Origin of the sequence: Glaciimonas sp. PAMC28666 (assembly GCF_016917355.1) — a bacterium.
Lineage (GTDB): Bacteria > Pseudomonadota > Gammaproteobacteria > Burkholderiales > Burkholderiaceae_D > Glaciimonas.
In genome coordinates, this window is the sequence record NZ_CP070304.1 from 618477 (window position 1) to 632757 (window position 14281).

The 14281-nt window shown below is 51.1% G+C and carries 13 protein-coding genes and 1 tRNA gene; 2 read left to right on the top strand and 12 right to left on the bottom strand.

The genetic code is table 11. The features are described from left to right. Window positions 1-16: 16 nt before the first annotated feature. The 6 genes from JQN73_RS02720 to JQN73_RS02745 all read right to left on the bottom strand — a co-directional run bounded on the left by JQN73_RS02720 (window position 17) and on the right by JQN73_RS02745 (window position 9187). A complete protein-coding gene (locus tag JQN73_RS02720; protein ID WP_205321635.1) occupies window positions 17-1516 on the bottom strand; it encodes an efflux transporter outer membrane subunit in 1500 nt (499 codons plus the stop codon). A gap of 128 nt (window positions 1517-1644) precedes the next feature. Beyond that, window positions 1645-4740 carry an efflux RND transporter permease subunit gene (locus JQN73_RS02725; protein ID WP_205321637.1) on the bottom strand — a complete coding sequence of 1032 codons (3096 nt, stop codon included), beginning with the start codon at window positions 4738-4740 and terminating at the stop codon, window positions 1645-1647. Then, entirely contained in the window at window positions 4733-5902 is a 1170-nt protein-coding gene (locus tag JQN73_RS02730; RefSeq protein ID WP_240162404.1) for an efflux RND transporter periplasmic adaptor subunit, read from the bottom strand. Before JQN73_RS02730 ends, JQN73_RS02725 begins: the two co-directional genes overlap by 8 nt. 118 nt (window positions 5903-6020) lie before the next feature. Next, on the bottom strand, window positions 6021-6563 hold the full coding sequence (locus JQN73_RS02735; protein ID WP_205321639.1) for a hypothetical protein: 543 nt from the start codon (window positions 6561-6563) through the stop codon (window positions 6021-6023). A 576-nt stretch (window positions 6564-7139) separates the two neighbouring features. Beyond that, window positions 7140-8522: a sensor histidine kinase gene (locus tag JQN73_RS02740; protein ID WP_205321641.1), complete on the bottom strand. Its 1383-nt coding sequence runs from the start codon at window positions 8520-8522 to the stop codon at window positions 7140-7142. Beyond that, window positions 8519-9187, bottom strand: a complete 669-nt coding sequence (locus JQN73_RS02745) for a response regulator transcription factor (RefSeq protein ID WP_205321643.1) — start codon at window positions 9185-9187, stop codon at window positions 8519-8521. The genes JQN73_RS02740 and JQN73_RS02745 overlap by 4 nt, the downstream gene beginning before the upstream one ends. Before the next feature lie 393 nt (window positions 9188-9580). Between JQN73_RS02745 and JQN73_RS02750 the strand changes: the two genes are divergently transcribed. Then, on the top strand, window positions 9581-9946 hold the full coding sequence (locus JQN73_RS02750; RefSeq protein ID WP_205321645.1) for a DUF1304 domain-containing protein: 366 nt from the start codon (window positions 9581-9583) through the stop codon (window positions 9944-9946). Between the two features lie 89 nt (window positions 9947-10035). Here JQN73_RS02750 and JQN73_RS02755 read toward each other — a convergent pair whose 3' ends face one another. The 6 genes from JQN73_RS02755 to JQN73_RS02780 form a co-directional block, all read right to left on the bottom strand. Then, on the bottom strand, window positions 10036-10281 hold the full coding sequence (locus JQN73_RS02755) for a hypothetical protein (RefSeq protein WP_205321646.1): 246 nt from the start codon (window positions 10279-10281) through the stop codon (window positions 10036-10038). A 124-nt stretch (window positions 10282-10405) separates the two neighbouring features. Continuing rightward, window positions 10406-10759 (bottom strand): hypothetical protein, encoded by a 354-nt coding sequence (locus JQN73_RS02760; RefSeq protein WP_205321647.1) that lies wholly within the window; start codon window positions 10757-10759, stop codon window positions 10406-10408. Window positions 10760-10901: 142 nt separating this feature from the next. Then, window positions 10902-10978: transfer RNA gene (locus tag JQN73_RS02765), tRNA-Val, on the bottom strand. A gap of 124 nt (window positions 10979-11102) precedes the next feature. Next, window positions 11103-11822, bottom strand: a complete 720-nt coding sequence (gene dnaQ, locus JQN73_RS02770) for a DNA polymerase III subunit epsilon (RefSeq protein ID WP_205321649.1) — start codon at window positions 11820-11822, stop codon at window positions 11103-11105. A 167-nt stretch (window positions 11823-11989) separates the two neighbouring features. Beyond that, on the bottom strand, window positions 11990-12424 hold the full coding sequence (rnhA, locus tag JQN73_RS02775) for a ribonuclease HI (protein ID WP_205321651.1): 435 nt from the start codon (window positions 12422-12424) through the stop codon (window positions 11990-11992). A 128-nt stretch (window positions 12425-12552) separates the two neighbouring features. Further along, window positions 12553-13419, bottom strand: coding sequence for a class I SAM-dependent methyltransferase (locus JQN73_RS02780; RefSeq protein WP_205321652.1), 867 nt, complete (start codon window positions 13417-13419; stop codon window positions 12553-12555). On the opposite strand from JQN73_RS02780, the gene gloB reads away from it, so the two are divergent. Continuing rightward, a complete protein-coding gene (gene gloB / locus JQN73_RS02785; protein ID WP_205321654.1) occupies window positions 13418-14221 on the top strand; it encodes a hydroxyacylglutathione hydrolase in 804 nt (267 codons plus the stop codon). The genes JQN73_RS02780 and gloB overlap by 2 nt on opposite strands. Window positions 14222-14281: the final 60 nt, after the last annotated feature.

The window sequence follows — 14281 nt, forward strand, 5'->3', positions numbered from 1 at the left end:
TAACTGCTACCTGTAATCATTGAGGTACTTTGCTCGCAATAACCAACTTGAGGCCATCGGTGCGGTTCCACCAACCGCCGCCCAACGCCTGAAACAAGGCTGCGGTGTCCGCAAAACGCGCCGCTTGTGCCTGCGCCAGATTAATAACAGCTTGCTGATAAATCAACTGTGCCGTCAACAATGCTTGCGGGCTAGCTGCGCCGAGTTTTACTGATTTCCTTGAAATGTCTACACTTTGCGCTGCAGCACGCTCCGCTCCCAGCTGTGCTTTGAGCGTCTGCGCATCGTATTGCAGAGCACGTAAACTATCAGCAACATTTTGGAACGCAAGAATCACGGTACTCCGATACTGCGCTGCCGCTTGCTCGAGCAACGCCTCCGATGCCCGCTTTTTATGTAATAGCGCACCACCCGCAAAAAGAGGTTGGGTTATGCCCCCAGCCAGCGCCCAGAATCCCGTTCCTCCTGCGAACAGGTTGCCGAGTTGGGTAGCGGAACTCCCAATCGAGGCACTGAGGGTAATTTGGGGAAGCATATTCGCGGTGGCAATGCCCACCGCGGCAGATGCCGCATGCAGTTGCTCCTCGGCGACGCGTACATCCGGTCGTTGCCGCACCAGATCGGACGGCAAGCTGACTGGCAACTCCTGCGGCAGACTCAATTGGGACAGGACGAACTTTTCATCCAGTTCATCGCTGGGGAAACGCCCTGCCAACGCGGTTAATCTGTCACGCTGAACAGACAACGCATTGTTAAGCGGTGGCAGAGTGGCTTGCGTCTGCGCCAACACTGCTTTCTGGGTCGCTACGTCCGCCAATGCTATATCACCCAATGTATATTGGCGCTGCAACAATTCCAGCAACCGGCTCTGCATTCGGATTACTTCCTCAGTCGCACTGATTTGCGCCCGTAACGATGCTTCCTGCACAGCTGCTGCAACAACATTTGACGTCAGTGTCAAGTAGGTCGCTTCCAGTTGAAAGCGCTGCTGCGCCGCCTGGGCCTGGACGTTTTCCAGTTGGCGTCGATTGCCTCCAAAAGCGTCGACGTTATACGAAACATTGAGCTGCGCCGTATGCAGATTAAACACCGGCGTATCCGACTGAATTGGCGTCGTCGCAACCTTTTGACGGGTCGGCACCAGGCTAGCGTCAACCGTCGGGAAAAGGCTGCCGCGCTGGGCCGCTACTTGTTCTTCCGCGGCCCGCAAAGCAGCTTGCGCCGATTGCAAATCCGGACTCGCTTTCAATGCCTGAGCTATCACTGTGTTCAATGGTGCCGACTGGAACAATGTCCACCATTGCGCAGGAATATCCATCCCGGCGACAAATTGCTGCCCGGCACCGCCAGTAGTTTCGGCCGAGTCAGTAGTAGCCTGCAATGGCGCTTTGGTGTAACCCTGCACCGATGGCGCAGCAGGCTGTTTGAAATCAGGACCGACCACGCAACCGGCCAATGTCAGTGCAACCGCTAACAGAGGCGGGCAAGCGAGGGATTGCAATGTCAATTTCTTCATCTTTTAACCTATCAGACTTCTGTCGGAACCCGCGTCGTACAATACTGCGTTGGCGCAGATATCAACGATCAGGAAAGAAGCAATTCAATCTTCGCTCATCCGCTGGATTGATGCTCTTTTAAAATCGCTTAGCGGCCGTCGGGAATTCGGCTCACCCCTTTACGGCGTTCGATCCAGCGTTCCAGCGCGAAATAGAATGTGGGCAGAATGAACAGCGTCAGCAATGTCGCCACAACCAATCCACCGACGACGACCGTGGCCAGGCCGCGTTGAACGTCAGTGCCCACACCGGTCGCCAACGCCGCTGGCAACATGCCAACCGAGGCCACGGTTGCAGTCATCAAGACTGGGCGGAAACGTTCAGACGCCCCCGCCAGCACTGCCTCCATTAGCGCTAAACCCTGTTGTCGTACACGATTGATATTGGACACCATAATGATGCCGTTTTGGACCGCAACACCAAACAGCGCGATAAAGCCCACGCCGGTGGCAACGTTGATGGTATTGCCTGTAACGCGGAGCGCAATCAAGCCGCCCAATGCCGCCAGCGGGACTAACCCAAGAATCAACATCGCTTGCCGCAACTTACCAAATCCGGCATATAAGATAATCGCCATCAAACCCAATACCAGAGCGAAGACCACCAGCAATCGTGCCTGTGCGCGCTCCTGATTTTCAAACTGTCCGGCCCATTCCAGACGATACTTGGAATGGTCAAACTTCACATCCCTGGCGACCGCTGCCTGGGCTTCCTGATAATAGGAAAGCAAATCACGATCTGCGTAATCCAGACGGACGGTCAATTGGCGGTGCGTGCTTTCGTGCGTAATCGTACTCTCGCCAGTTCCGGAACGAATATGCGCCAGCTGAGAAAGCGGTATCCGTGCGCCGTTGGAGGCGGTCAGCAGCAGGTTACCCAATGCCTCGGGACCACTTCGACTACTCTTTGGAAATCGGACTGTGACGTTGTAAATACGATCAGCAACATACATTTGAGTCACGGGCGCACCACCAATGCCGGTCTGAATCAGGCTAGAGATATCCGCGATATTGATCCCAAATCGCGCAGCAGCAGCACGATCAATATCGATCACCATCTGCGGAATCGGCGGCTCCTGAAAAATCGAAACGTCGGCACTTCCCCTGATGCCATGCAGGACATCCACAATGTGATTTCCAATGCGGCGTAATTCTTTAAAATCGTCGCCGTAGATACGAATCACCAATGGACTATGCGCCCCGCCCACTGCGTCATTCACACCGTCGCTGATCGGTTGGCTAATGCCGATGGAAAAGCCTGGCAATTGCGCCAGCCGCGTATTCAGGCGACGTACAAACTCTGCCTTGTTTTCGCCGCCAGGCCAGGTGTTGTATGGTTTCAGTCCTACCGGCACTTCCATGTGGCTCGGTGTCCACGGATCAGTACCATCATCGCTGCGACCAAGTTGCGTGACCACATAGGACACTTCAGGAAACGATAACAACGTGCGACGCAATTCAGCAGACATCTCACTGCCCTTTTCCAGCGACAAACCGGATGGCATCTGGACTTGCAGCCACAGCGTTCCCTCATCTAGCTGCGGCATGAATTCTCGACCAGTGACGGCACCTAAGCCGACCACGCCGATCAATGCCACCGCACCAATCAGATACGCAATCGATGGATTATCCAACATGGTTCGAAGGGTATTACGATACCCGGCACCGAGCCGTTCGAGCGGCTTGTTATGAAAAATTTTGCGTGGTTTTCTCAACGCCATGTAAGCCAACCCGGGGACCAGTACGACGCTACAGATTAATGCGCCGATCAGCGCGTAGCTGACGGTAAATGCCATGGGAGACAATAATTTTCCTTCTGCTCTTTCAAACGCGAACAGCGGCAAGTAAGCGCTAATAATAATGAGCGTTGCAAAGAATATCGGCTTGATTACTTCGGTCGTCGCTGCCCGCACTTCGACCTCGGTTAGCTCTTCGGTCGGCGCGGCCTCACGCCGCCTTAAAATGGCCTCCGTTACAACAATCGCACCATCGACGATAATGCCGAAATCGATCGCGCCCAACGAGAACAGATTGGCCGGCATTTTGGTCAGATACATCATGATGAACACAGCCACCAAAGCGAGTGGAATAGTCACTGCGGCTACCAACGCGCTACGCGGACTGCCGAGAAACAAAATCAATACGATACAAACCAGGCCGATTCCTTCAACTACGGTATGACTGACTTTGTGCACCGTCAATTGAATCAATTCATCACGGTCGATATAAGGAACAATGCGAACCCCTTGCGAAGCCAGTTGTTTTTGCAGTTGTGCAACTTTGGCATGAACGCCCTTGATGACTTCTGATGCGTTTTGATATTTCAGCAGTTTGACGATACCCTCAATCGTATCGGGATTATTGTCTTTCCCCAAGATACCTTGACGCTCCTGATGGCTGTATTGCAGCTTCCCGAGATCGCGTACCAGAACGGGGACGCCATTGACTTGCTTGACCACGACATTGCCCAGGTCGGTCAAGCTGCGCATCATGCCGATTCCACGCACCACATAACCCTGCTCACCGCGCGAAATGCGACTGCCGCCAGCGTTGGCATTGTTGTTGTTAATTGCGCTGGTCACGTCGGACAATGAGACGCCAAATCGCTGCAATTGATTTTGATCGACTTCAAGCTGATATTCCATCGTCATACCGCCGAAATTCCCGACGTCTGCGATACCCGGAATCTGGCGAAGTTCAGGCATGACGATCCAGCGTTGAATCTCTGAGAGTTCCATCAAATTTTTGCTATCGGACTCAAGCGTATACCGATATATTTCGCCGGAAGGACCGCTCACTGAATCAAGGCTGGGCGTAATCCCCGTCGGCAATGTTGCCTGCGCCATGCGCTCTGTCACGCGTTGCCGCTCCCAATAATCCTCAGCACCGTCTTTAAAAGTGAGCGTGATGAGCGATAAGCCGAACGTACTGGACGAGCGCATATGCACCAAACCCGGGGTTCCACTCAACTGGCGCTCTAGCGGTATTGTGATTTGCTGCTCAATTTCTTCAGCAGCCAGACCCGGCGCCTGTGTGGTCACCTGCGCGGACACATCGGAAAGTTCAGGATAGGCCTCTACCGCCATGCGGGTCCAAGAGTAATAGCCGAATAGCGCCACCAATATCGTCACCAAAATCACTGCATAACGCTTTTGCAGGCAATAGCGAACGACGTTATTAATCATTGAGTAGCACTCCACCCTTGATAACAACCTGATCGCCTACCTTCAAGCCAGCTTGCACCCGGACAGTACCATTCGCTTCACTACCCAATTCAACTTTACGACGTGAAAACGTCCACGACTTGGTCTCGACGAAGACGGTTGTGTCATCGTTATTCATTAGCAGTGCTGAAACTGGCACCACTGGCGCAGTTGCCTGGGCGATAGCAAAGGAAGCTGTCGCAAACATGTTCGGCTTCAGGCGTCCATCGCCGTTTGGCACGCTAATGCGGACCAGTGCGCGACGCGTATCGGGTTGCAGAATATCGCTGATAAATGTAACACTGCCTTTTAATAACGCATCGGGATATGCGGGCAGATGTATCGCGACTGGCTGGCCGACTTTGACGGAAGATAATAAATTCTCCGGCACGTTAGCAGTGATCCAGACGTTGTCCAAATTAGCTATTGTCATCATTGATGCGGTTGGATCGTTCACGCTTTGGCCAACTCCGACTGACAATGCGGTGACGCTCCCTGCGTTTGGCGCAACGATGTTAAGGCGACGGCCGCTGCTATCAACACTCACTCCACTGGCAATGCCGAGCGATTTCAAGCGCGTATCGGCACGCGAAAATTCAGCCTGCGCCTGAATATTTGCACTTTCCGCTTGCTCTAAATCTTTGCCCGCACCGGCGCCCGCCTCCTGCACGCCGCGCTGCCTTTCGAGTACTTTCTTTGTCAGTTTTAAAGTATCGCGGGCCTTTTGCTGATCTGCTGCTGCCTGCGCAAAATCACCTGATGTCATGACAAGTAATAACTGCCCTTTTTTGACATGATCGCCAAGCCCGACCTTCAGTTCCAGTACCTTGCCGGCCACGGGAGGCACCATATTGATGGTATGTGAAGGATCAGCCTCGACCTGCGCTGGTAGTTCCAACGCACGGGCGGAATCCCTTGTTGACACCAATTGCACCATGAGACGGTCTCGCAAAGGCGAATGTAGAGGTACAAAGATCAGATCACCCTTTCTAATGAAATTGGGAATCGGATCAGCGTCTGAAGAGTGTGCTAACGCGCCCATACCGGTGCCGCTTGCGGTTGACCAGACGAATCCGGCAATAGCCAGAATGCTAATGACAAGAACACAGACACTTTTTTTTCTTAACAGGAAAGGCTTTTGCATAATAATTTGTAAAGTAAAAACATTTGCACTGAATGGATCCCCTAACTCAATTTGCCGGAGTTAGCCCCAACAATTTGGTAAAAATTTTGTTATTCCAGTCGCGTCTAGCGACGTTGAATCAGGGATGCAGCGGGCGATCATTCACCGTATTTGGTGCTATATTTATTAGTCGCGACTTCAAGACGTCGGCTTCTCCAGTTTGTTGATCGACGATCTCAAAAAAGATTTTTTCGCTATTGAAAAATTGATATAGCTGCTCTTTGACGTAGGTATTTTTGTCACCGGCGACCTCCACTTTCAACGCTGAAGACTGGTGCAAGTCGGAGCCGATGGTATGCAAACCAACGCTGGTCTCCATGACCAGATAGGTCATCGGTGCCAAACTGGCGAACCATTTTCCATCCAGAAAAATCTCGCTCTTTTGTTTCGGCTCCATCGTGCCAGGGCGAACCAGGTAAATTTTTGCCAGTCCGTTTGACGGCACCTCGAACTGTTTTGCCTGGACGTCATCAGCAGGCGTCGCCAGGGGCACGGCGACACATTCAATCTGGTGTAGAAACCGACGACACGGTACGAAAGAATCCTCTGCGCTAGCAGAAGAGACCGTCAAGGCCAATGAAAGCAAGACAAAAGCGAATGAGGTGTCAATTGAAGAAGTCATTGGGTCGGGAAGGTAACGCCAGTAGTTGAAATGGCGCAAATAACATGACTAATCGGCATGATTCTTTGCGATTCCAGAAGGAACAACTACAGAATAACGACTGTTCCTGTCAATAACCTGAAGGAAACCTGACAAAATCCTGACGAAACCGGGGCGTGCCTCACATTACATGCATAGCGGAAATTCTCCGCGCTAAAGTTTTGAGGTGATGTGATGGGGACAACTGCACAGCTCCACTGAAGAGCTGGCGCGCGTTCAGAATCATGCACATAAGACAGGTCGAAGAATTAATCCAGGTCACTTAATTCTGCGCTGAATATTTGGTCAAGGATCATGGACGACTGATTTTCGATTTTGCGGGGCAGCATATTTTTTTACCCACCCTCCGCAATCTTCAAGCGCTTTTTCGCTCATATTCGATGCTTTCGGCTTACGATAGCGTTACCGAGTAGCAATTGCCATGCTTTCATATTGCATTATATTAATATGAAATACGCTTCAAAAATATTTATACACTTCTAAAAAATAGTACAGGCCTAGAATAACGCGCAGTGGATTTTCAATTTCCCACTGATTTCAAGGTCGTAACTTAGTCGCTGTGCCAAGTATCGGAAAAGGAAAATGGACCGAGAAAATCGTGCCGCAAGTTGCCCCGGGCTCAACCGTAATTCTTGCTCCATGGTCATTGGTGATATCGCGCACGATCGCTAGCCCCAAACCATTGCCGGCTATATTGTCATCGATCCGATAAAAACGCGTAAAGATCAGTTCTTGCTCCGACGCGTCGATTCCAGGACCAGAATCCTCTACCGAGAAAATGCCGCCATCCTTGCCCTGTATCGCGTTGACCGTCACAGTGCCGTTGGATGGCGAATAACGGATCGCATTATCGATCAGATTATCGATCAAATCGCGCAACAAAAACGGGTCTCCCATAACCCGCGTGGTCTGCAGATTAAAACCGATGTCAATGGCTTTTTTATCCGCTTCCTCAACAAAATGCTGAATCGACTCTTCCACCAGCTTATTCAACTCGATCACTTCCAGGCGCTTTTTTTCGAACTTAGTCGGCTCGGCCCGGGCCAGGGCCAACAACTGATTAGTCTGGCGTATCATGCGCTCGGTTGACGATGCCATGAGCTTGATGGAATGCGCGGCTTCCGGCTCCTCCGCGTTCTTTTGTAGCAGCCATTCCAACTGGGTTCTAAATCCGGCCAAGGGTGTTCGCAACTGATGTGCAACGTTGGCCAGAAAGTGTTGCTGTCGCTGCGCGCCATTTTCAACCCTGTTAAGCAAGCCGTTGATCGCCCTGACCACCGGTCCAAGTTCGATCGGGACATTGTTTTCATCCAGCGCCGACAAATCGTCATGGCTGCGCAGATTGAGATCCAGCTGCATTTTTTTCAGTGGCAACAAGCCTTTACTGACAGCGAACCAAATCGTGGCAATTAACATGATCGCCAATAGGGCCTCTAACAGCGACAACGCCAGAAAAATGACTGATCGAATATGGGTACGTTTGCGCAGCGTCTCTGCGACGCCAATAAATACCTGCTGCTGGCCGATGGTCGTTCGAAGCGCGACTATTCGTACAGGTTCTCCCCGCATTAATCCATCGTAAGGGGCCGGCTCATCTGATACCGTTTGCTTTGGCAGCGCCGGAAAATCCGCATCGCCCGCAAGCAATTGTCCATCACCACTGCGGACTACGAGATAGATGGCATCGAAGTGATCGACCCGCAATACTTGCTCGGCCTGCTTCGACAAGGTACTTTCTACCTGGCCGTTCTTCTCCTGCAAACGCGGGACCATGGCCCAACCGGCATCCGCGAGACTTTGATCAAAGGCGATCTGAGCCGGGACCCAGGCCAGCCAGTAGCTAAGTCCAGCCCCGATGAAATTCACGATAAGGAGCGGCACGATCAGCCACACCAGCAGATTCATTCGAATGCTATTCATAGCTCGACTTTTTCCAGCATGTAACCAAATCCCCGGATGGTCCTGATCTCGATTCCCCCATCAGCAATTTTCAAACGGATGCGGGAAATGTATACTTCGACCGCGTTAAGCGTCAGTTCCGCGCCCCAAGGTAAAATGGCATCGATGATTTGCTGGCGTGACACAACGCGCGAGGCTTGTTGCAGAAGGTACTCCAACACCGCCCATTCACGTACCGAAAGCTCAATCGACTTGCCATTGATTTTGGCCCTTCGCGATGAAGTATTGAGCGACAGTCCTCCCAAATGGATCTCAAGCGGCTGCGGCGCGCTACGCCGCAATAAGGCGCGCACTCGCGCGACCAACTCCTGGGTCGCGAAAGGCTTTACCAGATAATCGTCAGCCCCTATCTCCAACCCGTAAACCCGGTCCTGCACGGAGTCGCGTGCGGTCAGCAACAACACCGGGATAAGGCTCCCGCGTGCGCGCAGGCGACGAACTACTTCAAATCCGTCCATGCCGGGTAAACCGATATCCAGCACCACCACAGAAATATCAGAACGTTGTAACAGTGCATCAGCATCGCTGCCGTTTTGCACCACATCGACGACCATTCCGTGGCCTTTAAATATCCGCAAAATGCCGTCGGCAAGTACTGAATCATCTTCTACCAACAGAATGTGCATAATTTTATTTGCGAAAAGGTGAATGCGTGGAGCGTGTGGAGAAAGTGCGGAAAAAGATACAGCGCGTGCAACGGACAAAATAAACAACGCCAATTCTAATCTGTATCTTCACAGGAGGGGCCATGAGCTTGGCGATGAGTGCATGCGCGCGCTCTGATTAAGCGTCATTGGAATCAGTTTCTGTTACGCGGCTGTTATGCAATTGTTATGCGACTGTTAGCCGATTATTATGCGACGATACTTTGGGCTTTGCGTTGTTCAAGTGACTGCGCCATACGTATGCAGAAGCGTTTCGAGGAGCACGCATTTATCTTCCATCAATGCGCGATTGCGCTGCTATGATCTTTTTGCTTTCTTGGAATTCGCGATCGCGCTTACAAAGGGGAAAAGATTATGTCTTACATTAACACCATAGCAACTATTTTAATTGGTTTAATTGCGTTGCTACACCTGTATTTTCTCGTGCTCGAAATGTTCTTATGGGACAAACCCAAGGGACTGAAAACCTTTCATCTGACGCAGGAATTTGCCACCGCATCCAAAGCGCTCGCAGCGAACCAAGGTTTATACAACGGTTTTCTCTCCGCTGGCCTGATATGGGGGATTTATCTGGGATCTGCTGGATTTTCGATTAAGATCTTCTTCTTACTGTGCATCGTCATCGCGGGCTTATTCGGCGCCGCGACAGTGGGCAAGAAAATTTTATTCATTCAGGCGATTCCGGCGCTCATTGCACTGGGCGTGCTGCTGGCTGCCTGACTTAGGCCAGAGATCCAGGCTTGAAGCTCTCTCAAGGGCATCCTCTACGCTTCAACGCGAATCAATGAATCTGGCCCGGCACCAATTCGTCAGGCTTTGTGTGCGCTACACTTATTAATCATCTCGATTCCAACTTTTTGCGCTTCTCGCTCTGCCTCTTGCTGATTTGCGAAGACCTGCTCGATTGAAACACGTTGGTTGGGGAAAACGTTATTCCGGTGCATGGGATTGGGCGAAGGTGCGAAAATGGTTAGGTATGCGGCCCAATGCTCACTATCTGGCAATAGAACGGCTGAATACTCAATTTCATACGTACCTAAAGTTTCGGATGGCATCGTAGTCTCCTCGTTGTTAAGAAGATCCTACCATGGAAAAAAAAAGGTTACTTTACTGGTCCACATATTTATCATTTCGACCACAGTATGAAGACGCGACGGATCGCAGCCAAAGCGTGAACAGTCAAATTGCTTTTTTCTGCGCAATGACCTTTCCGATTAAACGTCCTGCGATCCACGACAGCGCTACTCCAATACCGAAGACCGTGGAATTTTCCCAGAGCGGGCTTTCAATCAATCTGGGAAGAACCGCTTTATACAACAGTACGAACACGCAGATCACCACCCACGACGCTATCTGCCCATAATAGCTGCGGCCTTGCGGTGCTGTTTTCTTTACAGATGCGCTAGTCGATTGCGCCGCATTGCCAGCCAGATTGCTGTGACATTGTGTACACGTTAAATCGGTAGCGAGATTGTGGGCCTTGCACTGATGGCAAATCATGGTCATTCCTCGCACAGTATTGGGAGCATGCATACCTTTTGCGGAAAGCGCCGTCTCCGCATGGGCAGAACGCAAAATCCTGACGTCAGCATAAATGCCTCGGTGTGATGCGTAAATTAATAAAAGTGACGCTGAAAATGAAAAAGGCCTTTCCGAGGAAAGACCTTTTATATTCTGGTGGGCGGTGCAGAATTCGAATCTGCGACCCCTTGGATGTCGACCAAGTATTCTAACCAGCTGAACTAACCGCCCGTTTGCAACAGGACGAAATAATACAACAACCTTCGCGTCTGTACAACCTTATTCTGAAGATATTTCGTCAACAAGCTAAACACGTCATCCAAATAACGATGTGTGCTTGGACTTGTTCTCGGCTTTATTCAATTTCTGCCGGCAATTTATGCCAGACGCTGAGGCCTCTTACTTCCTTATCGATGGTCGTCAACACGCCTTCATGCAGTTCCAACTCTTCAACGCTTGCCAAACGGATGAAAATTTCCGCTAACGGCGCGAGCGGCAAGCGTGCACCGTTCTCCCCCTGACGATCGTCGGTATTGCCAAAATCGATACTAAAGCTATTTTGCCCGCGCGTCATCGCGAGATAAACTTCCGCGAGCAATTCAGAATCCAGCAACGCGCCATGCAACGTCCGATGCGCATTAGAGATCCCATAGCGATCACAGAGCGCATCGAGCGAATTCCGTTTTCCCGGATACATTTCTTTCGCCTGCACCAGCGTGTCAATCACCCCTTCGATCTCGCTACTGAAAGTCTCCATATCCAGCCGTTTGAACTCGGCGTCCAAAAAGCCCAGATCGAACGGTGCGTTGTGGATGATCACTTCGGCGCCGTTTATATATTCTTTTAACTCGGCTGCAATTTGCCGAAATTTGGGCTTATCACTGAGAAATTCGGTGGTCAAACCATGTACAGCCAAAGCGCCCTCTTCGGAATCGCGTTCCGGGTTGACGTATTGATGGTAGTTGTTTCCGGTTAAACGGCGGTCGATCATCTCAACGCAACCGATTTCAATAACGCGATCGCCAGTACGCGGGTTTAGGCCAGTGGTTTCGGTATCTAGAACAATTTGTCGCATAGTCACTTATTTTAAAAAACTGATACTAAAATGCAAAAGCGACCAAGTTGGTGCTTCGAGAATTTGCTACCGATCGTTACCGCAATCAGGCACATCGCGGATGGGCTTAAACGGGTTGTCGCTTGCCGGCTGAGATCGATTGCAGGTTTTTGTTTCGATGCCATTTTTTACAAAACGGTCATTACGCCACGATTGGCCAACTGATCTGCGCGCTCATTACCGTCATGTCCCGCGTGCCCTTTAATCCAGCGCCAGTCCATTTGATGCTGCGCTTGCGCTGCATCCAACGCCTGCCACAAATCGGCGTTTTTTACCGGCGCTTTCGCGGCGGTCTTCCAACCCCGCGCCTTCCAACCGTGAATCCACTCGCTAATGCCCTTTTGAACGTATTGACTATCAGTATGGACAATTACTTCACAAGGCTTTTTCAGTGCCTTTAGCGCTTCGATGACAGCCAACAGCTCCATGCGATTGTTAGTGGTATTCCGTTCTCCGCCGAATAATTCTTTTTCGTGTCCATTGCAAATGAGCAATGCCCCCCAGCCGCCGGTGCCGGGATTACCTTTACAGGCCCCGTCGGTGAAGATTTCTACTTTATCCATACTGAATGTTTACTCGTCTACATGTTGCTACATTAATTGAAAGAATTTCAAGCTACGCGATAAAGAAACCGGTATCGCACTGCGTCGACCGGATTGTCTGTCGACTTCGCCGTGGGGCAGCTGCTCTGTTAGCCTTCGCCGGCCTTATGCGTTCGGTTCGTGGCAGGAACCCCATTTACGGTCTTAATTGCTTTTTTGCTAAAAGCCGGACCAATCAGATGCATCCCTTTAACCCGTTTAATTGCCTGCACTATATAAGTCGCGCCAAAATATGGCCACCATCGATTACCTGCTTTTTCCATGAACGAAAATCGGTTCAGCCATTTGGCTGTAGCGCAAGGTGGTGCATAACAACCAAAACGTCCACGATTGACTTCCATGTTGAGCAACTTTAGCCAGTCCTTAAGGCGCAGCAAACTAATAAACTCCGCATTTTGGGGCAAAAAATGCGCTCCCGAAAGCCGACCGGTCGATTGGCGTATTCCCCATAAGCTCGCCGGATTAAAACCACAAATGATCACCTGGCCTTCGGGTATCAATACCCGCTCAACCTCGCGCAACACCTGATGTGGCTCCGCGGCAAATTCCAACACATGCGGCAACACCACAAGATCCAGACTTTGGGAGGCGAAGGGCAAATCGGCAAAATCGTGTGCTATGACGATCTTGGACCGACCTTGACCTTGAGCAGGCTCGCTCTGCCCCTGGCGTGAATCGTTGCCGCGCAGATCCGTTACGGCTGGATGGCACTGTTCCTGTGTACTTTGTACCCAACTGTCTAACAACTCGCTATCACTCAACCACTTGTGGCGCATTCGGTTCGCCCGCAAGGTATCCATTTGCGGCAAGCCGATTTGCATCGCATTGAAGCCGAATATATCCGCAGTCATCGCGTCCAGATGCGCTTGCTCCCATGCCAGCATATACTGCCCAATGGGTGTTTGCAGCCACGGGCCGAGCGCTATAATAGACTTTTTTGAAGACGGATATTCCATGACTGCCTTGTTAAATAACGTGTTGAGTGTAGTGGCAATTCCGGCTTTCAATGACAACTATATATGGCTTATTCATGATGGATGTCATGCCGCGGTGGTCGACCCGGGCGATGCTGCGCCGGTACTCGCCATGCTCGACACCCTCGAGCTTAAACTTAGCGCTATTTTACTGACACATCATCATGCTGACCATGTTGGCGGCGTGCCAACTTTATTACAACACATAACTGTCCCCGTATTCGGGCCCGAGCACGAAGTCATCGCCAATGTTACAAAACTGTTAAAAGAAGGCGACATCGTCGACGTGCCGCAACTTCCATTGACGTTGTCGGTATTAGATGTGCCCGGGCATACCAAGGGGCATATTGCCTACGTTGCTCAGCAGCAAAAGTGGTTATTCTGCGGAGACACATTGTTTGCCGGAGGCTGCGGGCGCTTGTTCGAAGGGACGCCATCGCAAATGATGACTTCCTTATCGAAGTTGAGCACACTGCCCCCGGAAACGCAGGTTTACTGCGCACACGAATACACCTTGTCGAATCTGCGATTTGCGCAAGCGGTCGAACCTGGCAATCTGGCGTTGACCAGACGCATTGCCTCCGAACAAGCCAAGCGTGATCGCCAACTGCCAACGATACCCTCGAGTATCGCCGAGGAAAACGAGACTAACCCGTTTTTACGGTATCGAGAGCCAGAGATCATTGCCAGTTTGCAAAATGGGGGGCATTTCCAAAGCGCCGCACCAAATGATCCGACCGCGGCGTTTGCCGCGTTACGTCTTTGGAAAAATAATTTCAAATAATTTTAAAAAATTAAATAATTTATCTAAATTCAAAAAAGGCCGTGGTACGGCTCTTCGCCT